A 21264-nucleotide genomic window follows, 5' to 3' on the forward strand; every position below is an offset into this window, starting at 1 on the left:
ACACCGTCTCATATGTAGTTTTCGTTGTCATTACGCCAGCGATCTGATTATTTTATCAATTTGGAGGAAGCATGTTTAAGAATACCCGTTTGTCCGCTGTACTGGCCGCTGTGCTGTTCTCGGTGACCGCAGCCACCGCCCTGGTTAGCTCGGCTCAAGAGCAAGCCTCGGCAGCCGCTTCGGCTCCAGCAGCAGACGCAGCAGCGCCAGCACCAGCGCCAGCAGCGGATGCAGCAGCAGCGCCAGCAGCAGAAGCCGCAGCGCCAGCAGCTAAAGGCGGTAAAGAAGAAGTGGAAAATCCATACGGCTTCGCAGCTGTGTGGGAAGCTGGTTTCGTTTCGCGCGGCACCCTGATCATCCTGTCGCTGATGTCGATGGGTTCGTGGTACATCATCATCACCAAACTGATCGACCAGACCAAGATCTTCAAGCAATCGAAAGAAGCTTCGGCCAAGTTCTGGAAAGCTTCGTCGATCGCTGCTGGTTCGGCTTCGCTGACCGACGGTTCGCCATTCCGCTTCATCGCTGAAACCGGCACCAAGGCGACCGCGCACCACGACGGCGCCCTGCTGGAACAAATCGACCTGTCGACCTGGGTGACCATGTCGATCCAGCGCGCTGTTGAGAAAGTCCAATCGCGTCTGCAAGATGGCCTGTCGTTCCTGGCAACCGTGGGTTCGACCGCACCGTTCATCGGTCTGTTCGGTACCGTGTGGGGTATTTACAATGCACTGATCGCCATCGGCATGTCGGGTAACGCCTCGATCGATAAAGTCGCAGGTCCAGTGGGTGAAGCGCTGATCATGACCGCTTTCGGTCTGTTCGTGGCAGTTCCAGCCGTTCTGGGTTACAACTGGCTGGTGCGTCGTAACAAGTCGGCAATGGAAGATGTCCGTGCTTTCTCGGCTGACGTTCACTCGGTGCTGATCTCGGGCGCCATGTCGACCGCTACCGGCAACAAAAAAGTTGGGTAATTAACCATGTCCATGTCCGTAGGCTCCGATAGCGGAGACGAAGATCAAGTCATGTCAGAAATCAACACGACGCCCCTGGTGGACATCATGTTGGTGCTGCTGATTATCTTCCTGATCACGAGCCCGGTTGTTCTGAAGCTGATCAAGATCAAGCTGCCAGAGGAAACCAACCAGGTTATCCAGACCAAGCCGGAAGACGTCAACATTGTCGTTAGCAAAGATGGCGACATCTATTGGAATCAGCGCAAAATGCGCGACGCCAATGAGCTGTTCGACAATCTGAAGGTGGAAGCTGTGAAACTGCCTCAGCCGGAAGTTCATGTACGTGGCGACCAAGAAACCAAGTACGAAGCCATCGGCAAGGTTATTTTCACCACCCAGCGTGCTGGTATTCAGAAGGTCGGCTTCATCACCGAACCGCCTGATAAGGGTTAATACCCGACAGTGCATCGCAGGCCTGTCCGCAGGCCTGCCCTTCTCAAAAGGAAAACATCATGAGTATGAATGTGGGCTCCCCTTCCGCAGGCGCGGATCCGGAACCAATGATGGAAATGAATATGACGCCCCTCATCGACGTGATGCTGGTGCTGATTATCATGATGATCATTACGATTCCTAAGGCCAACCACTCGGTGAACCTGAATATGCCAGTCGGCACCCCGCCGCCTCCGACCAAGGAGCCAGTGGTGGTAACGATTGACGTCGACTTCGACGGTACGATTCTGTGGGATAACGCTGTCGTACCTGACCGCGCCACCCTGGAAGCGAAACTGACCGACGTCGCCGCGCAAGCGGATCAGCCGGAAGTGCATCTGCGTCCGAACAAGCTGGTCTCGTACAAAGTTGTCGCAGGCGTCATGGCTTCGGCCCAGCGCTTGGGCGTGACCAAAATTGGTCTGGTCGGTAACGAACAGTTCCAGTAAACAGTCCCATGTACAATAATAGGCAGGACCATTCCTGCCTATTTGCTTTTTTGAAGAAAGAAAATTCACCCATGACCAAGTTTCGTCTCGCTCATCTCGGCCTGGTAATGGCCGCTATTGGTTTTACCGCAGCAGCTCCACTCGCAGGTTTCTCGTCGGTCGCTTACGCCGCCGAAACGGTACGCGCAGAAATCGGCAAACCATTGCAAGAAGCACAGAAACTGGCCGCGGCCGGCAAGAACAAAGAAGCACTTGCCAAACTGAAAGAAACTGATTCTGTCGGCGGCAAATCCGCCAACGAGACCTATTTGATCGAGCGCACCCGCGCCTCGGCTGCAGCTGCTGCTGGCGATAACGACGCCGCCGCCAAAGCCTTTGAGTCGGTCATCAATTCGGGCAAGCTGTCGGCTGCCGAACAACCCAAATTCACCCAGGCCCTGGCCGGTATCTACTACCGCGCCAAGGACTACCCAAAAGCCATCACCTGGATCCAGCGCGCGCTGAAAGACAATCCAAACGATGGTCAGATGCATGACCTGCTGATCCAGACCTACTACATCAGCGGCAAGTACGCTGAAGCCGCCAAGGAACTGTCGAACGCCAAGGGTGCATCGGAGCAGAACCTGCAAATGCTGGCGAATATCCAGCTGAAGCAGAACGACAAGGCCGGCTATGTCCAGACGCTGGAAAAACTGGCCGGTTCGTATCCAAAAACCAGCTACTGGGCCGACCTGCTGAACCGCGTCTCGGGCAAGCCTGGCTTCTCGCCGACCCTGTCGCTGGACGTGCTGCGCCTGCGCCTGGTCAACGGCCTGCTGACCAAACCATCGGAATACCTGGAAATGGCCCAGCTGTCGCTGCAAGCCGGCAACCCGGCTGAAGCCATCAAGATCATCGACCAGGGCTACAAAAAAGGCATTCTGGGCACCGGCTCCGACGCGCCGCGCCACCAGCGTCTGAAAGACCTGGCCGCCAAGACCCAGACCGAGTTCGACGCCAAGGCCGCGACGGCTGAAGCCGAAGCCGTCAAAGCCAAAGACGCCGACGCACTGGCCAACCTGGGCTACGGCCTGGTGTCGGAAGGCAAAGCCGACAAGGGTCTGCCGCTGATGGATCAAGCCGTCAAGCTGGGCACCGGCCGCAATCCGGAAGCCATCAAACTGCACTACGGTATCGCTCAGAGCATCGCCGGCAAGAAACCTGCTGCGCTGGCAACCCTGAAAACCGTAAAAGGCACCGACGGCACCGCCGATCTGGCCCGCTACTGGACCCTGAACATTAATCACCCGATGTAATTCGGGCGGTTGATCAGCAAAGCGCTGCTCCGGCCCAGCCGGACAGCGCTTTTTTTTCGCTTTGAGGGATTCCCCGTATAATCCCGTATTTGCGACAAGTTTTCCCCAGATTCCCATGAAGGTATTTCGAGGTCTTCCCAATGCAGCGGCGCGCGCGCCGTGCGCGCTCACGATCGGCAATTTCGACGGCGTCCATCTCGGCCACCAGGCCTTGCTGGCCCGCGTGCGCGCGGCCGCCACCGGCCTGGGACTGGAAGCGGCCGTGATGACCTTCGAGCCGCATCCGCGCGAATTCTTCGCCCAGAAAGCCGGCGACCTGTCGCGCGCCCCGGCCCGCATCGCCAACCTGCGCGACAAGCTGCAATCGCTGTCCGACAACGGCATCGACCGCGTCATCGTCGAGCATTTCTCGGCGCCGTTCGCGGCGCTGACGCCGCAGGAGTTCACCGAAAAAGTGCTGGTCGAAGGCCTGCACGTCAAATGGCTGATGGTCGGCGACGACTTCTGCTACGGCGCCCGCCGCGCCGGCAATGTGCAAATGCTGCTGGAGGCCGGCCAGAAATACGGCTTCCACGTCGAGACGTTGCCGACCGTGATGAACGGCAGCACCCGCATCTCCTCCTCCGCCGTGCGCGCCGCGCTGAACCAAGGCGACTTCCCGCACGCCGAAGCGCTGCTGGGCCATCCGTACGCCATCTCCGGCCATGTGATCCACGGCCAGAAGCTGGGCCGCACGCTGGGCTTCCCGACGCTCAACCTGCGCGTGCCGCACCGCCCTGCGCTGTCCGGCATTTTCATCGTGCAGGTGCACGGCCTGGCCGAGCAGCCGTTGCCGGCCGTCGCCAGCCTGGGCGTGCGTCCGACCGTCGACGACAGCGGCCGCGTGCTGCTGGAGGTGCACGTGTTCGACTTCGACCAGGGCTGCTACGGCCGCCAGGTGCGCGTCGAATTCCTGCAGAAGATCCGCGACGAAGAAAAATACATCGACCTGCCGACGCTAACGGCCGCCATCCATCGCGACGCCGACATCGCCCGCGCCTTCTTTGCCCAGCGCATGGCAACCGCCGCCACCGACCGAATTTGACCGCGCGATTTAGCTACGCGCGCCGGCTACCCAGCATTCCCGAATAAATCACTGAAGACCACTATGTCCGATAACAAATCCGCAAAAAAGCCTGAAAGCAAATACCCGGTCAATATGACCGAAACCCCGTTCCCGATGCGCGGCGACCTCGCCAAGCGCGAACCGAACTGGGTCCAGCAATGGCAGACCAAGAAGATCTACGAGCGCGTGCGCAAGGCCGCCGCCGGCCGTCCGAAATTCATCCTGCATGACGGCCCACCGTACGCCAACGGCGACATCCACCTGGGCCACGCCGTCAACAAGATCCTCAAGGACATGGTGATCAAATCGCGCTCGCTGGCCGGTTTCGACGCCCCTTACGTGCCGGGCTGGGATTGCCACGGCATGCCGATCGAGATCCAGATCGAAAAGCTGTATGGCAAAAACCTGCCGACCGCCGACGTGCTGACCAAGGCCCGCGCCTACGCGCTGGAACAGGTCGACCGCCAGCGCAAGGACTTCATCCGCTTGGGCGTGCTGGGCGAATGGCAGAACCCTTACCTGACCATGAACTACTCCAACGAGGCCGACGAACTGCGCGCGCTCGGCACCATGCTGGAAAAAGGCTACGTCTATCGCGGCCTGAAGCCGGTCAACTGGTGCTTCGACTGCCAGTCCGCACTGGCCGAAGCGGAAGTGGAATACCAGGACAAGCGCGATCCGGCGATCGACGTCGGCTTCAAGTTCGCTGAATTCGACAAGCTGGCCAACGCCTTCGACCTGACCCAGTTGCCGACGCATGAAGGCTACATCGTCATCTGGACCACCACCCCATGGACCATTCCTGCCAACCAGGCGCTCAACGTCAATCCGGAAGTGACCTACGCGCTGGTGCAGACCGAGCGTGACGGCCAGCCGCTGCTGCTGATCCTGGCGCAAGACCTGGTGGAGTCGTCGCTGGCGCGCTTCAAGCTGGAAGGCGTCACCATCGCCACCTGCAAGGGCGAAGACCTGTCCGGTATCAGCTTCCTGCATCCGCTGCACGCCGCCGACACCTTCTACAACCGCCTGTCGCCGATGTACCTGGCCGACTACGTGACCACCGAGAGCGGCACCGGCGTGGTGCACTCGGCGCCTGCATATGGCCTGGACGACTTCATCTCCTGCAAAGCCCACGGCATGCAGGACGATCACATCCTGACGCCGGTGATGGGCGACGGCAAATACGTCTCGACCCTGCCGCTGTTCGGCGGCATGACCATCTGGGAAGCGTCAAAACCGATCTGCAACGCGCTGCGCGAAGCCGGCGCGCTGTTTGAAGTCAAGATGTTCGACCACAGCTACATGCACTGCTGGCGCCACAAGACCCCGATCATCTACCGCGCCACCTCGCAGTGGTTCGCCGGCATGGACATCAAGCCGAAAGACGGCGACGCCAGCCTGCGCGAGACCGCGCTCAAAGGCATCGCCGAGACCAAGTTCTTCCCGGACTGGGGCCAGGCGCGCCTGCACGGCATGATCGCCAACCGTCCGGACTGGACCCTGTCGCGTCAGCGCCAGTGGGGCGTGCCGATGGCCTTCGTGGTCCACAAGGAAACCGGCGCGCTGCATCCGCGCACGCCGGAACTGCTGGAGCAAGTCGCCCAGCTGATCGAAAAGAGCGGCATCGACGCCTGGCTGGCGCTGGACCTGAAAGACCTGATCGGCGAAGAGGCATCCGACTACGTCAAGAACAAGGACACGCTGGACGTCTGGTTCGACTCCGGCACCACCCACCAGACCGTGCTGCGCGGCTCGCACAAACAGCAGCTGGCCTTCCCGGCCGACCTGTACCTGGAAGGTTCGGACCAGCACCGCGGCTGGTTCCACTCGTCGCTGCTGACCTCCTCGATGCTGAACGGCGCGCCGCCGTACAAAGCGCTGCTGACGCACGGCTTCACCGTCGATGGCGAAGGCAAGAAGATGTCCAAGTCGCTGGGCAACACGCTGGCGCCGCAGAAAATCTCCGACACGCTGGGCGCCGACATTCTGCGCCTGTGGATCGCCTCGACCGACTACACCGGCGAGCTGTCGATCTCGGACGAGATCCTGAAGCGCGTGACGGAAGCCTATCGCCGCATCCGCAACACGTTGCGCTTCCTGCTGGCCAATATCTCCGATTTCAACCACGCGCAAGACGCCGTGCCGGTCGCCGAGCTGCTGGAAATCGACCGCTACGCAATCGCCAACATGGCCGCGCTGCAGAAGGAAATCGAAGCGCACTACGAGCAGTATGAATTCCAGCCGGTTTACTCCAAGCTGCAGAACTACTGCTCGGAAGACCTGGGTGGCTTCTACCTGGACGTGCTGAAAGACCGCCTGTACACCACTGCCGTGACCTCGCACGCGCGCCGCTCGGCGCAGACCGCGCTGTGGCACATCACGCAAAGCCTGCTGCGCATCATGGCGCCGGCGCTGTCGTTCACCGCCGAAGAGGCATGGGCCATCTTCGCCGGCGAAGAAGCCTTCAAGGCCAGCGATGAAACCATCTTCACGCAAACCTGGTGGCAGTTGCCGGAGCTGGCCGACGGCGACGCGCTGCTGGCCAAGTACGCGGCGCTGCGCACAGTGCGCACCGACGTCACCAAACAGCTGGAAGACCTGCGCACCTCGGGCGCGATTGGCTCCTCGCTGCAGGCGGAACTGGGCATCAAGGCCGCCGGCGACAAGTACCAGCTGCTGGCCAGCCTGGAAGATGACCTCAAGTTCATCTTCATCACCTCGCTGGCGAAAGTGACGGAAGTGGCGTCGGAAGCGGAAGAAGCGGTTACCGTGGCCGCGTCGACCGCCGAGAAGTGCGAGCGCTGCTGGCACTACCGCGCCGACGTCGGCGCCCACGCCGACCACCCTACCCTGTGCGGCCGCTGCTACAGCAACCTGTTTGGTGCGGGCGAAAAACGCAAGTTCGCTTAATATGACGCACCGTCATTCCGGCGAAAGCCGGCATCCATACGTCGCTTGCGCTCATGCGTTCTATGGATTCCGGCGTGCGGCGGAATGACGGGTTTGAAGCTACGTAAATTAAATAACATGGCCACCAAAAAAATCTTCCCGACCAAATCCTCGGCCAGCATCACGCCATGGCTGTGCGTCGCTGCGCTCGTGATCCTGATCGACCAGCTGACCAAGATCACCATCACCAAGACCTTCCAGCTGGGCGAAGAAAAATTCATCACCTCGTTCTTCAACCTGGTGCTGGCGTATAACAAAGGCGCCGCCTTCAGCTTTTTGAGCAATAGCGGCGGCTGGCAGCGTTACTTCTTCACCGGCATCGGCCTGTGCGCCGCCATCTTCATCATCTACCTGCTGAAAAAGCACAGTGGCCAGCGTATGTTCGCGTGGGCGCTGTCGCTGGTGCTGGGCGGTGCGCTGGGCAACGTCATCGACCGCCTGCTGTATGGCCACGTGGTCGATTTCCTCGACTTCCACTGGCAAGGCCTGGGCCACTTCCCGGCTTTCAACGTCGCCGATTCGGCCATTTGCGTCGGCGCCGCCCTGTTCATCCTCGACGAACTGCGCCGGGTGAATAAATAACGGAGCCGCACCATGATGGAACTGACTGGTAAAAAAATCGTCCTCGGCCTGTCCGGCGGCGTGGCCTGCTACAAGGCGGCGGAACTGTGCCGCGCCTTTACCAAGGCCGGCGCTTCGGTGCAGGTGGTGATGACGGAAGCGGCCACCCACTTCATCACGGCCGTCACCATGCAGGCGCTGTCCGGCCGCCCGGTGTACACCGACCAGTGGGACGCGCGCGTCAACAACAACATGGCCCACATCGACGTCACCCGTGACGCCGACGCCATCATCATCGCGCCCTGCTCAACGGACTTTATCCGCAAGCTGGCGCACGGCGCCTGCGACGACCTGCTGTCAACGCTGTGCGTGGCGCGTCCGCGCCATGTGCCGCTGCTGATCGCACCGGCCATGAACGTCGAGATGTGGCTCAATCCCGCCACCCAGCGCAACGTGCAGACGCTGCGCGACGACGGCATTGCCATCTTCGGCCCGGCGGCCGGCGACCAGGCCTGCGGTGAAGTGGGTTTCGGCCGCATGCTGGAACCGGAACAGCTGCTGGAAGAAGTGATCGCCGCCTTCCAGCCGAAAGTCCTGGCGGGCAAACGCATTTTGATCACCGCCGGCCCGACCTTCGAACCGATCGATCCGGTGCGCGGCATCACCAATCTGTCCTCGGGCAAGATGGGCTACGCCGTGGCGCGCGCCGCGCGCGAAGCCGGCGCCGAAGTCATGCTGATCTCCGGCCCGGTGGCCCTGCCGACGCCTTTCGGCGTCCAGCGCATCAACGTCCAGAGCGCGCAGCAGATGTATGACGCGGTGATGGCCAATGTCGACCACCAGCATATCTTCATCGCGGTGGCGGCGGTGGCCGACTGGCGCATCGCCAACGCCAGCGACCAGAAACTGAAGAAGAACCCGAACGGCACCGCGCCGGACCTGAAGTTCGAGCAGAACCCGGACATCCTGGCCTCGGTGGCCGCGCTGACCAATCTGGCCGGCCATCCGTACTGCGTCGGCTTTGCCGCCGAGTCGGAAAACCTGGTCAAGTTCGGCGCCGACAAGCGCGAGAAAAAAGGCATCCCTCTGCTAGTAGGGAATATCGGCCACCACACCTTCGGTCAGGACGACAACACCATCATCCTGTTCGATGAAAACGGCCACACCATTTTGCCGCGCGCCGACAAACTGACGCTGGCGCGCCAACTGATTTCCGAGATCTCGAAACGCATCTCGCAGCACTCTCTCTTCGCCAAGTAAATGAACACTGTAGACGTAAAAATCCTCGACCCGCGCATGAAGGACCAACTGCCGGCCTACGCCACCCCTGGTTCGGCGGGCCTGGACCTGCGCGCCTGCATCGACGCACCGATGGTGATCGAAGCCGGCCAGACCGTGCTGATTCCAACCGGCCTGGCGATCCACGTCGCCAATCCGGGCTATGCCGCCATGATCCTGCCGCGCAGCGGCATGGGCCACAAAAACGGCATCGTGCTGGGGAATCTGGTAGGCTTGATCGACTCCGACTATCAGGGTCAGTTGATGATTTCGACCTGGAATCGCGGTCACAGCGCCTTTACGCTGAACCCGATGGAGCGCCTGGCGCAGCTGATTATTGTGCCGGTGCTGCAAGTCGGCTTTAACGTTGTGGAAGAATTCGAATCGAGCGAGCGTGGTGTCGGCGGTTTCGGCAGCACCGGCAAACAATAAAATGGAGACGGAGTGCAGGGATGAATATGACGAATAAATTTGGCGCCTTCTCCCTGGTGGCTGCGAGCGCCTTGCTCTCCGCCTGCTCCACCTTTCAATCGCAACCGGCCGCGCCGGAACCTGCGCCGGCGGTGGTGACGACCGTCACCGAAGCGCCGCCGGTGGTCACCGCCAAGATGGCCGCCGCGCGCCAGCAACTGAGCCAGATGGTGGCGCTGCAGGATCGCCTGTACCGCGTCGCCGGCCCGCTGCTGATCAACAACGCAGACCTGTGCCGCAACCAGGCGCGCAACCTGCTCGGCTTCACGGCCAAGAACAAATATTCGTACTCCGGCGAATTCGTCGACGCCGCGCAAGCGGTGCTGAACTACGGCGACCGCCTGGAAGTAGCCAGCGTGCTGGCCGGCAGCGGCGCCGCCCGTGTCGGCCTGCGCAAGGGTGACGTACTGGTGGCCGCCGACGGCAAATTGCTGCCGGTGGGGACCAACGCGGAAACCGAAGCGGCTGCGGTACTCGGTCCACTGGTCAGCGCCAACAAGGTACTGACGCTGACCATCGCGCGCGGGGGCAACAACCAGCAGCTGCGGGTGCCGGTGACGCGCGCCTGCGCCTTCAAGATCGACATCGGCAACTCGGACAATATCAACGCCTATTCCGACGGCCAGCGCGTGATGATCACGCGCGGCATGGTCAACTTTGCGCAGAGCGATGACGCCATCGCCTACGTGCTGGCCAAGGACATCGCCCACAATGTGCTGGGCCACGCCGCCACCACCAAGCAGGCTTACACGGTGGGCAGCATCATCGACAACCTGGTGGCCGTGCGGCCTGATTTGTCGATGCTGATCGGCACCGCCGGCGTCAAGCCGATGCCGCAGGAGCTGGATGCGGCGGCCGACAACCTGTCGCTGTACATGGTGGCGCGCGCCGGCTACAACGTCGATGGCGCGCGCGCCTTCTGGCAGCGCCTGGCCACGCAATATCCGGCCACCGTGTTGAACGGCTATACCGCCAACCACCCAGCCGTGGCCTATCGCCTGTCGACCATCGACAAGAGCGTGGCGGCGATCCGCAACAAACGGTCGGCCAAGCAGCCGCTGGTTCCTTAATCGAGAGATGACGCCATGAACAAGTCCGGCCTGATCGCAATCATCCTGATGTTGGCGGCCGGCTCGGCCCAGGCGGCGCAGTGGGTGCGCGTGGGCGGCAACAAAACCGCCACCTACTACATCGACAAAGCCAGCGTGATCCCGATCGACAAGACGCGCAAGGCGTGGTCGATGCAAACCTATGCCCGCATGCAGAAGACGCCGGAGGGCAAGCTGTATAAGTCGGTGAAGATGCTGCACGTGTATGGCTGCGACGACCACACCACCACCCTGCTGGCGCAGGTCTATTATCCGGAAGCGATGGGCAAGGGCGAGCCGGTGGAGAACTACAAGTTCGAAAAGTTCAACCCGGAAGACATTGTGCCTGACAGCCCGTTCGACGCCACGTTGGCCGCCGCCTGCAAAAGCTAGCCTGGGAAGTTGGGGAACACCGTCGCCATCAGCCAGGTCAGGCCGGCGCACAGCAGCACGGCAAAAATCAGCACGACCAGCAAACGGCCAAATTTGGGGGCGCCGTCATCTTCCTTAAGGGGCATACGCTTCTCCGGTGTCTGCAAGCTTTGATGAGCCGTAGTATATTCCATTCATGGACTCTATCGACCTCGAAGTATTAAAAACCAGCGCCGCGTGGATCGCGGCCGGACGCCGCTGTGAGCTGATCACTGTCATCAAGACCTGGGGCTCCAGCCCGCGTCCGGTCGGCGCCACGCTGGCCATCTGCGAAGACGGCACGGTGGTCGGTTCGGTGTCAGGCGGCTGCATTGAAGACGATTTGATCGCGCGCGTGCGCGACGAAGGCATCCGCCGCACCATTCCGGAAATCGTCAGCTACGGCATTACCGCTGACGAAGCGCATCGTTTCGGCCTGCCTTGCGGCGGCACGATTGAACTGTCGATCGAGCCACTGTCGGCGCATAGCCGCATCGACGAACTGCTGGCGCGGCTGGAACAGCACGAACTGGTGCAGCGCCGGCTGGACCTGCGCAGCGGCGAAGTCGAACTGTCCAAGGCCGGCGCCGGCGCACAGATGCAAGTCAGCGAGCAGGCCATGGTGACCTTGCACGGGCCGCGCTGGCGGCTGCTGATTATTGGCGCCGGCCAGCTGTCGCGCTTTCTGGCGCAGATTGCGCTGGCCATGGACTACAGCGTCACCGTCTGCGATCCGCGCGAGGAATATCGCGCCGGCTGGCATGTCGACGGCGTGCAGCTGGTGCACGACATGCCGGACGACGTCGTGCTGGCAATGAACCTGGACCACCGCAGCGCGGTCGTCGCGCTGACCCACGATCCCAAGCTGGACGACCTGGCGCTGATGGAGGCGTTGAAGTCGGACGCGTTCTACGTCGGCGCCATCGGCTCGCGCGTGAACAACAGCAAGCGCCGCGAGCGACTGCTGGAATTCGACCTGACGCCGGAACAGCTGGCGCGATTGCACGGGCCGATCGGTCTGTACATCGGCAGCAAGACGCCATCGGAAATCGCCATCTCCATCCTGGCCGAAATGACGGCCATCAAAAACGGCGTGCCGACCAATCTGATCGTGCCGCACGCCGCCGCGCCGACCAAGGCCGGCGACGCGGTCTGCGTGGTGGACAGCGGCGCGGTATAGACCCGCACGGCGGCATTCAAGGGTCTGACCCTGCGGGGTCAGACCCTGCCTCTACCGGGTGAATATGCGGCTAACTTAAACTTTCAATTCAAAAGCAAGAATCGGCTGGTTTGCTGCGCGCGCTTAAGCGACAATAGCGCGGCTGGGGTACGCCGCCCCCGCTCAACCCACTGGAACCCGCATGAGCACCGCCAACCTGTTACGCCTCATCCTGCTCGCCGCCATCTGGGGCGGCTCCTTCCTCTTCATGCGCATCGCCGCGCCGGTGCTGGGCGCTGCGGTGCTGATCGAATACCGCGTGCTGTTCGCCGCCATCTTCCTCGCAATCGTCGGCGTATTCCTGAAAAAATCCCTGATGTGGAAGCAGCACTGGAAGCACTTCTTCATTCTCGGCCTGTTCAACTCCGCCCTGCCCTTTTTGATGTTCGCCTTCGCCGCGCGCACCCTGTCGGCCTCCGTGCTGGCGGTGCTGAACGCCACCACGCCGCTGTGGGGCACGCTAATCGCCGCCATCTGGTCGCGCACCATGGTCAGCGGCAAAGTGCTGATGGGCCTCGGACTGGGTACCTGCGGCGTCGCCCTGCTGGTCGGCTTTGACCACGTCAGCACCAAGCCAGGCGCCGGCATCGCCATCGCCGCCGTGCTGTTCGCCTCATTCAATTACGGCATCGCCAGCAACTACGCCAAGCAGGCCAAGGCGGTCGAACCGTTCGCCAATGCGCATGGTTCGATGTGGGCCTCGGCGCTGCTGGTGCTGCCGGTAGTGCCGTTCTTCCCGGCGCCGGCCGAGCCGACCATCGGCATCATGAGCGCGGTGATCGCGCTGGCGGTGCTGTGCAGCGGCGTGGCTTACCTGATTTACTTCCGCCTGATCCAGGATGTCGGCCCGTCGTCCGCATTGACCGTGACGTTCCTCAGTCCTTTGTTCGGCATTTTGTGGGGCGTCATGTTCCTCGGCGAGACGGTCGGCTGGTACACCTTCGCAGGCGCCGCCATCGTCATCACCGGCACCGCGCTGGTAACTGGATTCCGCCCAAGCTTCCGCCTGAAACCGCGCACCGCATGAAGCCCTACACGCTGCCGCTGCCGGACGACTACCGCGTCGACGACGTGCTGGCTTTCCACCGCCGCGACACCGAAAGCGTCGCCGAGGAAGTCAGCGCTGAGCGCTTTCGCAAAGGCATGCTGCTGGACGGCATACCGGTCGTGCTGGACATCGCGCTGTCGTCTTCCTCCGCACAGGTGACTGTGCATGCAGACGCCAAACTGACCGCAGCAGCACAGCAGCAAGCTCGCGACGCCGTCCTGAATATCCTCGGACTGCGCATCGATCCCGCGCCGTTCTACACCTTCGTGAAAAAGGACAAACTCTTTGCCGCGCTGGCGCGCAAGCAGCCCGGCTTGCGCATCGTGCAATCGGCCACCGTATTCGAGGCGCTGACGTGGGCCATCATCGGCCAGCAGATCAACCTGTCGTTTGCGATCGCGCTACGCCGCACCTTCATCCTGCTGGCCGGCCGTCAGCACAGCAGCGGCTTGTGGTGCTATCCCGACGCCCACCGCGCCGCCGCATTGACGCTGGAAGACCTCACCAGCCGCAAATTCTCGCGTGCCAAGGCCGAAACCATCCTACGCCTGGCCGCGCTGATCACCAACGGCGAACTGCGGCTGGAACCGGCGGACGACAACAGCATCGATCAGATCTCGGCCGCGCTGCTGGCGGTCAAAGGCATCGGTCCGTGGACCGTCAACTACGGCCTGCTGCGCGGCTACGGACATGCCGACTGCTCGCTGCATGGCGATGTCGCCGTGCGCGCCGCGCTGCAAACGCTGCTCGGCGAAGACGTCAAACCGGGCATCAAACGCACCGAAGAAATTCTCGCCCGCTACAGCCCTCACCGCACCATGGCCGCCGCCCACCTGTGGGCCAGCCTGCACCCACGCGACTAAATTCCGCTTGAGCCTCACGTAACGTCAGGCTTTACGCTCTTCTCATCAACTACAAGGAGAGCACAATGCAGAAGCCCAGCGCCTGGATCACCGCCACCGCCCGCGCCGCCCACCAGCTGTACGACCAGCCACTGATCCTGAACGACCCGCTGGCCGTGCGCCTGCTGGGCGCGGAACGCGAGGCCGAACTGCGCGCCGACGCCCAGCGCCAGCAGCATCCGCTGGCCGTTGCCATGCGCGCCACCATGGCGGTCCGTGCGCGATTGGCGGAAGACAGCTGGCTGACGGCGCAAGCGCGCGGCATGCAGCAATACGTCATCCTCGGCGCGGGCCTCGACACCTACGCCTACCGCGCCGAACACACAGCGCACATCTACGAAGTCGATCTGCCAGCCATGCAGCAGTGGAAGCGCGACTGCCTGCGTGCCGCCGATATCAGCGAACCGGCCAACGTGCGCTACACCGCCACCGACTTCACCGACGGCAGCCTGCTGGAAGACTTGCAACAGCAAGGCTTCGACGCCGCGCACCCGGCGTGCTTCTCGTGGCTGGGCGTCAGCATGTATCTGCGGCCGGATGAAGTCATGCGCACCTTGCGCGACATCGCCGACTGCGCGCCCGGCAGCAGCATCGTGTTCGACTACTGCGTGCAGCGCCGCCACCTCAACGACAACGAACGCGCTGGCCTGGACTTCGTCGCCGCCGCGCTGGCGGCGCAAGGCGAACCTTTACAGAGCAGCTTTGAGCCGCCGCTGCTGGAACACATGCTGCGCCATCACGGCTATCGCCACATCGAACATTTCGGCGCGGAGGAATTGAGTGCGCTGTATGGTCCGCGCCTGAGCGGGATTTTCCGCCTGGTTCGCGCCACGGTTTAAACTACGGGGCATGGAAAAAACCGTACTGAAAATCGGCGAACTGGCCGCACGCTCCGGCCTCACGGTGCGCGCGCTGCACCACTACGACAGCATCGAACTGCTGACGCCATCGGCGCGCGCCGATTCCGGCTATCGTCTCTACAACCGCGACGACGTCGAACGCCTGCACAAGATCCAGGCGCTGCGCAAATTCGGCATGTCGCTGGCGGACATCGCCACCTTCCTCGCCAGTCCGGATGCGCAGTTTGCCGACATCGTCGCGCAGCAGATCGTCGCGCTGGACCAGCAGATCAAGCAGGCCAGCACACTGCGTGATCAACTCAGCCTGTTACAGCGGCAGATGCCGAGTGAGGAGGCGCCGGCATTGGAAGACTGGCTGGGCGCGCTCGAACACATGAAGCTGTACGAACAATACTTTACGCCGGAGGAATTGCGCCGGCTGCCGTTCTGGCAGCAGAGCGCACGCCGCAACGCCAGGTGGCGCGGGATGGTAAACGAGCTGCAATCGCTGATGGAGCGCGGCGTCGCCACCGACAGTGAAGAGGCCAGCGCCTTGTCCCAGCGCTGGATGGAGACACTGGAACACGACACCGCCACCAATCCCGCCTTCGCCCACCGCATGACGCAGTTGCTGCAACAAGAACGCGCGGAAGGCCGCCGTTCGCCGATTACCGAAGAGATGCAACTCTACATCGGCGCCGCCTTCAACGCCCGCAAGATGGCGCTGTACGCGAAATACCTCAACGACGACGAGTTGCACTACCTGCGCGAGCACAGCCGCAAGTATCAGCAGGAATGGATACTGCTGTTCATTGAAGTCCACAAGCAGATGGAGCAAGGCGTACCGCCGGAAGCGCCGTCGTCGCAAGCGCTGGCGCAAGAGTGGATGCGCCTGTTCCACGCGCGCGCCGGCAGCGATCCGCAGACGCAGGCAAAAATCCGCCACGCCCACGAAGCCGAGCCCGAGCTGCTGAAAGGCACCTGGGTCAGCAAGGACACCATCGCCTTCATCCGTCAGGCCGTGGCCGCTTGCGGCGCAGGTTGATACGGCATAAAGTAAAAGCCCAATCCCCGTTCTATGATGGTGTCTTATGGACGATCATCTCAACAACCTCTACGAATCCGACGCCCTGATCTGGACCGAAACCCAGATCGCGCTGCTGCGCGCCGGCAAATTCGATCAGCTGGATCTGGAAAACATCATTTCAGAACTAGGATACCAAGTGCGAAAAGACAAACGTCAGGTGGCGCACCGCATGGTGGGTTTGCTCAGCCATCTGCTGAAATACCAATACCAGCCGCAACGCATCAGCAAAAGCTGGATCCACACCATCCACAACCACCGCATGAAGATCGGCGGGATAATCAAGCAGATGCCTAGCCTGGCGCCAGTGCTCGCCGAATACATCATGGACGCGTATCCCCGGGCGGTGCGGGAGGCCGCACTGGAAACGCGATTGCCGCCGTCCATCTTTCCCAGGAAATGTCCTTTCTCGCAACAGCAAATCTTTGACGAAGATTTTTTCCCCGGCGAAAACGAAAAAGCCGTTGAACCTTAACGGTATCAACGGCTTTTGAATTTGGTTGCGGGGACAGGATTTGAACCTGTGACCTTCGGGTTATGAGCCCGACGAGCTGCCAGACTGCTCCACCCCGCGTCTGTATGCATGTATTATAGGGCAGATCAGGTGATTAGGCAATATTAATCCTTGAATCCGGCACGATAGATCGAATAAATGCTGAGCCGCGTCCGTAGCGGGCGTGCCGTAGCAGGGGCAATCGGTGTAAAGTAAGCATAAACCGACCTCACTACTAGCTTATGAAATTCTGTTCCGAATGCGCCTCCCCTGTCAGCCTCAGCATCCCAGCTGGCGATAACCGTCCCCGCTATGTGTGCAGCCAGTGCGCGACCATCCATTACCAGAATCCGAAAATGGTGCTCGGCTCGATCCCGGTCTGGGAACGCGACGGCGAACTGAAGGTGCTGCTGTGCAAGCGCGCCATCGAGCCGCGCCATGGCTACTGGACGCTGCCGGCCGGCTTCATGGAAAACAATGAGACCACCGGCGAGGCCGCCATCCGCGAAACCGAGGAAGAAGCTGGCGCCAATATCAAGCTTGGCAATCTGTTCAGCTTGCTCAACGTGGCGCGCGTGCACCAGGTGCATATGTTTTACCTGGCCGAGCTGCTGGACCTCGACTTCGCCCCCGGCGAGGAAAGCCTGGACGTGCGGCTGTTCACCGAAAGCGAGATCCCGTGGGACGACCTGGCCTTCCCCACCATCCGCACCACGCTGGAACTGTTCTTCGCCGACCGCGTCAAGATCCGCGAAGGCGGCGGCTACGGCTTCCACACCCAGGACATCACGCGCCCCATGCGCTCCGACGACCAGCCAACCTGACGCGGCCGCATGATTCCCTGGCTCGACACCAACACGCCCTTCCCCGACGTTAGCCAGGCGCTGACCACCGACGCGCCCGGCCTGCTGGCGGCCGGCGCCGACCTGTCACCGCAGCGTTTGCTGATGGCGTACCGGCACGGCATCTTCCCGTGGTTCTCGGAAGGCCAGCCCATCCTGTGGTGGAGCACCGATCCGCGCATGGTACTGCGCACCGAACAGTTCCGTGTTTCCGACTCGCTCAAGAAAACCCTGCGCAAGGTCGAGCGCAGCCGGCAGGAAGGCGGCCGCTGGCAAGTCCGCTTCGACAGCGCCTTCGAGCAGGTGATGCGCAACTGCGCCGCGCCGCGCCGCGACGGCCCCGGCACCTGGATCTCGGAAGAGATCATCGCCGGCTACAGCGGCCTGCACCGCATGGGCCACGCGCACTCGGCCGAAGTGTGGCTCGATGGCGAACTGGTCGGAGGCGCCTACGGCGTCTGCCTGGGCCGCATGTTCTATGGCGAATCGATGTTCGCACGCGTCACCGATGCGTCCAAGATCGCCTTGGCCTATCTGGTGCGCTTTCTGCACGCGCACGGCGTGGCGATGATCGATTGTCAACAGGAGACCGGGCATCTGGCTTCGCTGGGGGCGGCGCCGATTGCACGGTCACAATTCCTGGCGCATCTGCGCAACAATATCGACTTGCCGCAGATCAGCAAATGGGAACCCATTGCACCTCTGGGCCCGGACGGTGTTAAGCTAGCCATAGACTCCACCACCGCTCGATAGGACGTGCATGACGCACCTGAACGACCTGCCCTTCGCGACGCTGCAGTTTTACACGACGGCGCCCTACCCTTGCAGCTACCTTGACGCGCGCCAGGCGCGTTCGCAGGTGGCGACGCCGTCGCACCTGATCAACGCGGATGTCTACTCGGAGCTGGTGAAGAACGGCTTCCGCCGCAGCGGCATCTTTACTTATCGTCCATATTGCGACGGCTGCCAGGCCTGCATCCCGGTGCGCGTGGTGACCGACGAGTTCCGTCCCAACCGCACCCAGCGCCGCGCGTGGATGAAGCACGGCGAATTGACCGCCGGCGTCGCCACGCTGTCGTTCTCCGACGAGCATTACGACCTCTACCTTCGCTACCAGAGCCGGCGCCATGCCGGCGGCGGCATGGACCAGGACAGCCGCGATCAATACGCGCAGTTCCTGCTGCAAAGCCGTGTCAACACGCGGCTGGTGGAATTCCGCGAACCGGGCGGCACGCTGCGCATGGTCAGCATCATCGACGTGCTGTCGGACGGCCTGTCGTCGGTGTACACCTTCTTCGACCCGGATATGGAAGGCGCGTCCTACGGCACCTTCAACGTGCTGTGGCAAATCGAACAGGCGCGCGAGCTCAAGCTGCCATACGTCTACCTTGGTTACTGGATCAAGGAAAGCCCGAAAATGTCCTATAAAACCAACTTCAAACCGCTGGAAGCGCGGGTCAAAGGCGTGTGGAGCGTGCTGGACGCCTGATAAAATACGGGCGAACCACAACCTGAGCGCCCCATGTCCAACAAATTCCTGTATTCCCTGGCCCGTCCTATGCTGTTTTCGATGGACGCCGAAGCCGCCCACCACTTCACCCTTCCCGCACTGAAACGCGCCGCCGCGCTGGGCCTGACCAAGCTGGTCAAGCAGCCGCAGGCCGATCCGCGCACCGTGATGGGCATTACCTTCAAGAACCCGGTCGGCCTGGCCGCCGGCCTGGACAAGGACGGCGCCTACATCGACGCGCTGGCCGACCTCGGCTTCGGCTCGATCGAAGTGGGTACCGTGACGCCGCGCGCACAGCCGGGCAATCCGAAGCCGCGCATGTTCCGCCTGCCGGAAGCGCACGCCATCATCAACCGCATGGGCTTCAACAACGGCGGCGTCGACGCCTTTGTCGCCAATGTGCAGGCTTCGCGCTTCTACCAGAACAAGGAAGGCGTGCTGGGCCTGAACATCGGCAAGAACGCCGATACGCCGATCGAGCGCGCCACCGAGGACTACCTGCACTGCCTGGAAAAAGTCTATCCATACGCCAGCTACGTCACCGTCAACATCTCGTCGCCGAACACCAAAAACCTGCGCCAGCTGCAAGGCGGCTCGGAACTGGACGGCTTGCTCAGCACGCTGAAGCAAGCCCAGCTGCGCCTGGCCGACCAGCATAAACGCTACGTGCCGCTGGCGCTGAAGATTGCGCCGGACATGGACGGCGACCAGGTCAAGAACATCGCCGACGCGCTGATCCGCCACAAGATCGATGGCGTCATCGCCACCAATACCACACTGAACCGCGACGCTGTCACCGGCATGCTGCATGGCGCCGAAGCGGGCGGGCTGTCGGGCGCGCCGGTGTTCCAGTTCTCCAATACCGTGATCCGCTTGCTGAAGGCCGAGCTGGGCGATGCGCTGCCGATCATCGGCGTCGGCGGCATCATGCAGGGGCTGGATGCGCGCATGAAGATGGAGTGCGGCGCCCAGCTGGTGCAGCTGTACAGCGGACTGATTTACGCCGGCCCGGCACTGATCAAGGATTGCGCCGACGCCCTGCGCGGCCACTAACACGGAGTTCTGCATGGACAAGGTACAACTGGGTAGCAGCCACCTCAACGTCAGCAAAATCTGCCTCGGCACGATGACCTGGGGCGAGCAGAACACCGAAGCGGAAGCGCACAGCCAGCTCGATTACGCCATCGAGCGCGGCATCAACTTCATCGATACGGCGGAAATGTACCCGGTGATGACGCGCGCTGAAACCCAGGGCGCGACCGAGCGCTACATCGGCAGCTGGCTGAAGAAAAGCGGCCGGCGCGACCAGCTGGTGATCGCCACCAAGGCGGCCGGACCGAACGCCAGCATCAGCTGGCTGCGTGGCGGCCGTGCCCGCAACTTCGACGCCGCCAACCTGAAGGCCGCGGTAGAGACCAGCCTGAAGCGGCTGCAAATCGAGCATATCGATTTATACCAATTGCACTGGCCGAGCCGCAACGTGCCTATCTTCGGCAACAACGTCTTCAATCCCAAGCAGGAACGCGCCGGCGTGGCGATTGAAGAAACGCTGGCCGCGCTGGGCGAGCTGGTCAAGGAAGGCAAGATCGGCGCGATCGGCGTTTCCAACGAATCGTGCTGGGGCGTGAGCGAATTCATCAAGCAGTCCGAGATCAACGGTCTGCCGCGCATCGCCACCATCCAGAACCTGTACAACCTGACCGCGCGCCACTACGAAACCAGCCTGCTGGACGAGACCTGCTATCGCGAGAACGTCAGCCTGCTGGCCTACAGTCCGCTGGCGTTCGGTCAACTGACCGGCAAATACATCGACGATCCGGCGGCGCACGGCCGCCTGACCATCTTCCCGGCCAACTGGAGCCCGCGCTACGTGCGGCCGGCTACGGTGGAAGCGGCCCGCCGCTACGTCCAGCTGGCGCGCGAGCATGGCCTGACGCCGGCGCAACTGGCGCTGGCCTGGTGCTACTCGCGCTGGTTCGTGGCCTCGACCATTATCGGCGCCACCAGCCTGGAACAATTGCAAGCCAATATCGACGCCTACAGCATTGTGTTGTCGCTGGACGTCATCAAGCAAATCGACCAGATCCACGCCGAAATCACCAATCCAGGCCAGTAAATCCGGGCGCTGTAACAACAATATTCAAAATTCACATATGTTAATTGCTAACGAGTAGTGTGCTTTGGGGGGCGCGGCATATAAGATTTACGTATTAATGCCACTTGAGAAAGAAAGTCACCATGCAGAACCGCCGCACCGCTCCCCGCTTCGCTC

The 21264-nt window shown here is 62.0% G+C and carries 23 protein-coding genes and 1 tRNA gene; 22 read left to right on the forward strand and 2 right to left on the reverse strand.

Annotation, left to right across the window (positions count from 1 at the left end; all coding sequences use genetic code 11):
- Positions 1–71: 71 nt before the first annotated feature.
- The 11 genes from HH213_RS04535 to HH213_RS04585 all read left to right on the forward strand — a co-directional run bounded on the left by HH213_RS04535 (position 72) and on the right by HH213_RS04585 (position 11037).
- Positions 72–974, forward strand: coding sequence for a MotA/TolQ/ExbB proton channel family protein (locus HH213_RS04535; RefSeq protein ID WP_169111047.1), 903 nt, complete (start codon positions 72–74; stop codon positions 972–974).
- A 6-nt stretch (positions 975–980) separates the two neighbouring features.
- Entirely contained in the window at positions 981–1409 is a 429-nt protein-coding gene (locus HH213_RS04540; protein WP_110844780.1) for an ExbD/TolR family protein, read from the forward strand.
- 59 nt (positions 1410–1468) lie between these two features.
- Entirely contained in the window at positions 1469–1897 is a 429-nt protein-coding gene (locus HH213_RS04545; RefSeq protein WP_174864391.1) for an ExbD/TolR family protein, read from the forward strand.
- Between the two features lie 71 nt (positions 1898–1968).
- A complete protein-coding gene (locus HH213_RS04550) occupies positions 1969–3192 on the forward strand; it encodes a tetratricopeptide repeat protein (RefSeq protein ID WP_229263298.1) in 1224 nt (407 codons plus the stop codon).
- 115 nt (positions 3193–3307) lie between these two features.
- Positions 3308–4276, forward strand: a complete 969-nt coding sequence (locus HH213_RS04555) for a bifunctional riboflavin kinase/FAD synthetase (RefSeq protein WP_110844781.1) — start codon at positions 3308–3310, stop codon at positions 4274–4276.
- Positions 4277–4339: 63 nt separating this feature from the next.
- Positions 4340–7207: an isoleucine--tRNA ligase gene (gene ileS / locus HH213_RS04560; RefSeq protein WP_169111049.1), complete on the forward strand. Its 2868-nt coding sequence runs from the start codon at positions 4340–4342 to the stop codon at positions 7205–7207.
- A gap of 117 nt (positions 7208–7324) precedes the next feature.
- The gene (gene lspA, locus HH213_RS04565; protein ID WP_110844783.1) at positions 7325–7828 is read left to right on the forward strand and encodes a signal peptidase II; all 504 of its coding nucleotides are present in this window, start codon (positions 7325–7327) and stop codon (positions 7826–7828) included.
- A gap of 15 nt (positions 7829–7843) precedes the next feature.
- Positions 7844–9067 carry a bifunctional phosphopantothenoylcysteine decarboxylase/phosphopantothenate--cysteine ligase CoaBC gene (gene coaBC / locus HH213_RS04570; RefSeq protein WP_174864448.1) on the forward strand — a complete coding sequence of 408 codons (1224 nt, stop codon included), beginning with the start codon at positions 7844–7846 and terminating at the stop codon, positions 9065–9067.
- The gene (dut, locus tag HH213_RS04575; RefSeq protein WP_110844785.1) at positions 9068–9517 is read left to right on the forward strand and encodes a dUTP diphosphatase; all 450 of its coding nucleotides are present in this window, start codon (positions 9068–9070) and stop codon (positions 9515–9517) included.
- Positions 9518–9543: 26 nt separating this feature from the next.
- Entirely contained in the window at positions 9544–10626 is a 1083-nt protein-coding gene (locus tag HH213_RS04580; RefSeq protein ID WP_229263299.1) for a M48 family metallopeptidase, read from the forward strand.
- Positions 10627–10641: 15 nt separating this feature from the next.
- Positions 10642–11037 carry a surface-adhesin E family protein gene (locus tag HH213_RS04585; protein WP_110844787.1) on the forward strand — a complete coding sequence of 132 codons (396 nt, stop codon included), beginning with the start codon at positions 10642–10644 and terminating at the stop codon, positions 11035–11037.
- Here HH213_RS04585 and HH213_RS30430 read toward each other — a convergent pair.
- Positions 11034–11162 (reverse strand): hypothetical protein, encoded by a 129-nt coding sequence (locus HH213_RS30430; RefSeq protein ID WP_255458245.1) that lies wholly within the window; start codon positions 11160–11162, stop codon positions 11034–11036. The two genes, HH213_RS04585 and HH213_RS30430, sit on opposite strands and share 4 nt — an antisense overlap.
- A 50-nt stretch (positions 11163–11212) precedes the next feature.
- Here HH213_RS30430 and HH213_RS04590 point away from each other — a divergent pair, with 50 nt between their 5' ends.
- The 6 genes from HH213_RS04590 to HH213_RS04615 all read left to right on the forward strand — a co-directional run bounded on the left by HH213_RS04590 (position 11213) and on the right by HH213_RS04615 (position 16622).
- Complete coding sequence (locus tag HH213_RS04590) at positions 11213–12235, forward strand: XdhC family protein (protein ID WP_169111051.1); 1023 nt, start codon at positions 11213–11215, stop codon at positions 12233–12235.
- Between the two features lie 181 nt (positions 12236–12416).
- Complete coding sequence (locus HH213_RS04595; RefSeq protein WP_169111053.1) at positions 12417–13301, forward strand: DMT family transporter; 885 nt, start codon at positions 12417–12419, stop codon at positions 13299–13301.
- Complete coding sequence (locus HH213_RS04600) at positions 13298–14185, forward strand: DNA-3-methyladenine glycosylase family protein (protein ID WP_169111055.1); 888 nt, start codon at positions 13298–13300, stop codon at positions 14183–14185. The genes HH213_RS04595 and HH213_RS04600 overlap by 4 nt, the downstream gene beginning before the upstream one ends.
- A 65-nt stretch (positions 14186–14250) precedes the next feature.
- On the forward strand, positions 14251–15063 hold the full coding sequence (locus HH213_RS04605; RefSeq protein WP_169111057.1) for a class I SAM-dependent methyltransferase: 813 nt from the start codon (positions 14251–14253) through the stop codon (positions 15061–15063).
- A gap of 10 nt (positions 15064–15073) precedes the next feature.
- On the forward strand, positions 15074–16108 hold the full coding sequence (locus HH213_RS04610) for a MerR family transcriptional regulator (protein WP_169111059.1): 1035 nt from the start codon (positions 15074–15076) through the stop codon (positions 16106–16108).
- Positions 16109–16154: 46 nt separating this feature from the next.
- The gene (locus HH213_RS04615) at positions 16155–16622 is read left to right on the forward strand and encodes a DUF29 domain-containing protein (RefSeq protein WP_169111061.1); all 468 of its coding nucleotides are present in this window, start codon (positions 16155–16157) and stop codon (positions 16620–16622) included.
- Positions 16623–16644: 22 nt separating this feature from the next.
- On the opposite strand, the gene HH213_RS04620 is transcribed toward HH213_RS04615, so the two are convergent.
- Positions 16645–16721, reverse strand: a tRNA-Met gene (locus HH213_RS04620).
- A 161-nt stretch (positions 16722–16882) separates the two neighbouring features.
- Between HH213_RS04620 and HH213_RS04625 the strand changes: the two genes are divergently transcribed.
- Genes HH213_RS04625 through HH213_RS04645 form a run of 5 tightly spaced genes read left to right on the forward strand, consistent with a single transcriptional unit; the run spans position 16883 to position 21108 of the window.
- Positions 16883–17464 carry an NUDIX hydrolase gene (locus HH213_RS04625; RefSeq protein ID WP_110844794.1) on the forward strand — a complete coding sequence of 194 codons (582 nt, stop codon included), beginning with the start codon at positions 16883–16885 and terminating at the stop codon, positions 17462–17464.
- 9 nt (positions 17465–17473) lie between these two features.
- Positions 17474–18235 (forward strand): leucyl/phenylalanyl-tRNA--protein transferase, encoded by a 762-nt coding sequence (gene aat / locus HH213_RS04630; protein WP_110844795.1) that lies wholly within the window; start codon positions 17474–17476, stop codon positions 18233–18235.
- A gap of 7 nt (positions 18236–18242) precedes the next feature.
- A complete protein-coding gene (locus HH213_RS04635; RefSeq protein WP_110844796.1) occupies positions 18243–18971 on the forward strand; it encodes an arginyltransferase in 729 nt (242 codons plus the stop codon).
- 33 nt (positions 18972–19004) lie between these two features.
- Entirely contained in the window at positions 19005–20045 is a 1041-nt protein-coding gene (locus HH213_RS04640; protein WP_169111063.1) for a quinone-dependent dihydroorotate dehydrogenase, read from the forward strand.
- 13 nt (positions 20046–20058) lie between these two features.
- On the forward strand, positions 20059–21108 hold the full coding sequence (locus tag HH213_RS04645) for an aldo/keto reductase (RefSeq protein ID WP_169111065.1): 1050 nt from the start codon (positions 20059–20061) through the stop codon (positions 21106–21108).
- The last annotated feature ends 156 nt before the right edge of the window (positions 21109–21264 follow it).

This window comes from Duganella dendranthematis, assembly GCF_012849375.1.
GTDB classification, from domain to species: domain Bacteria; phylum Pseudomonadota; class Gammaproteobacteria; order Burkholderiales; family Burkholderiaceae_D; genus Rugamonas; species Rugamonas dendranthematis.

What these genes read in the sequence shown, in the direction of transcription:
- HH213_RS30430 (WP_255458245.1), bottom strand. Translation starts at nt 11,162, where the DNA reads ATGCCCCTTAAGGAAGATGACGGCGCCCCCAAATTTGGCCGTTTGCTG.
- HH213_RS04615 (WP_169111061.1), top strand. Translation starts at nt 16,155, where the DNA reads ATGGACGATCATCTCAACAACCTCTACGAATCCGACGCCCTGATCTGG.
- HH213_RS04590 (WP_169111051.1), top strand. Translation starts at nt 11,213, where the DNA reads ATGGACTCTATCGACCTCGAAGTATTAAAAACCAGCGCCGCGTGGATC.
- HH213_RS04605 (WP_169111057.1), top strand. Translation starts at nt 14,251, where the DNA reads ATGCAGAAGCCCAGCGCCTGGATCACCGCCACCGCCCGCGCCGCCCAC.
- coaBC (WP_174864448.1), top strand. Translation starts at nt 7,844, where the DNA reads ATGGAACTGACTGGTAAAAAAATCGTCCTCGGCCTGTCCGGCGGCGTG.
- HH213_RS04550 (WP_229263298.1), top strand. Translation starts at nt 1,969, where the DNA reads ATGACCAAGTTTCGTCTCGCTCATCTCGGCCTGGTAATGGCCGCTATT.
- lspA (WP_110844783.1), top strand. Translation starts at nt 7,325, where the DNA reads ATGGCCACCAAAAAAATCTTCCCGACCAAATCCTCGGCCAGCATCACG.
- ileS (WP_169111049.1), top strand. Translation starts at nt 4,340, where the DNA reads ATGTCCGATAACAAATCCGCAAAAAAGCCTGAAAGCAAATACCCGGTC.
- HH213_RS04535 (WP_169111047.1), top strand. Translation starts at nt 72, where the DNA reads ATGTTTAAGAATACCCGTTTGTCCGCTGTACTGGCCGCTGTGCTGTTC.
- HH213_RS04640 (WP_169111063.1), top strand. Translation starts at nt 19,005, where the DNA reads ATGTCCAACAAATTCCTGTATTCCCTGGCCCGTCCTATGCTGTTTTCG.
- aat (WP_110844795.1), top strand. Translation starts at nt 17,474, where the DNA reads ATGATTCCCTGGCTCGACACCAACACGCCCTTCCCCGACGTTAGCCAG.
- HH213_RS04545 (WP_174864391.1), top strand. Translation starts at nt 1,469, where the DNA reads ATGAGTATGAATGTGGGCTCCCCTTCCGCAGGCGCGGATCCGGAACCA.
- HH213_RS04600 (WP_169111055.1), top strand. Translation starts at nt 13,298, where the DNA reads ATGAAGCCCTACACGCTGCCGCTGCCGGACGACTACCGCGTCGACGAC.
- HH213_RS04625 (WP_110844794.1), top strand. Translation starts at nt 16,883, where the DNA reads ATGAAATTCTGTTCCGAATGCGCCTCCCCTGTCAGCCTCAGCATCCCA.
- HH213_RS04610 (WP_169111059.1), top strand. Translation starts at nt 15,074, where the DNA reads ATGGAAAAAACCGTACTGAAAATCGGCGAACTGGCCGCACGCTCCGGC.
- HH213_RS04595 (WP_169111053.1), top strand. Translation starts at nt 12,417, where the DNA reads ATGAGCACCGCCAACCTGTTACGCCTCATCCTGCTCGCCGCCATCTGG.
- dut (WP_110844785.1), top strand. Translation starts at nt 9,068, where the DNA reads ATGAACACTGTAGACGTAAAAATCCTCGACCCGCGCATGAAGGACCAA.
- HH213_RS04635 (WP_110844796.1), top strand. Translation starts at nt 18,243, where the DNA reads ATGACGCACCTGAACGACCTGCCCTTCGCGACGCTGCAGTTTTACACG.
- HH213_RS04540 (WP_110844780.1), top strand. Translation starts at nt 981, where the DNA reads ATGTCCATGTCCGTAGGCTCCGATAGCGGAGACGAAGATCAAGTCATG.
- HH213_RS04645 (WP_169111065.1), top strand. Translation starts at nt 20,059, where the DNA reads ATGGACAAGGTACAACTGGGTAGCAGCCACCTCAACGTCAGCAAAATC.
- HH213_RS04555 (WP_110844781.1), top strand. Translation starts at nt 3,308, where the DNA reads ATGAAGGTATTTCGAGGTCTTCCCAATGCAGCGGCGCGCGCGCCGTGC.
- HH213_RS04585 (WP_110844787.1), top strand. Translation starts at nt 10,642, where the DNA reads ATGAACAAGTCCGGCCTGATCGCAATCATCCTGATGTTGGCGGCCGGC.
- HH213_RS04580 (WP_229263299.1), top strand. Translation starts at nt 9,544, where the DNA reads ATGACGAATAAATTTGGCGCCTTCTCCCTGGTGGCTGCGAGCGCCTTG.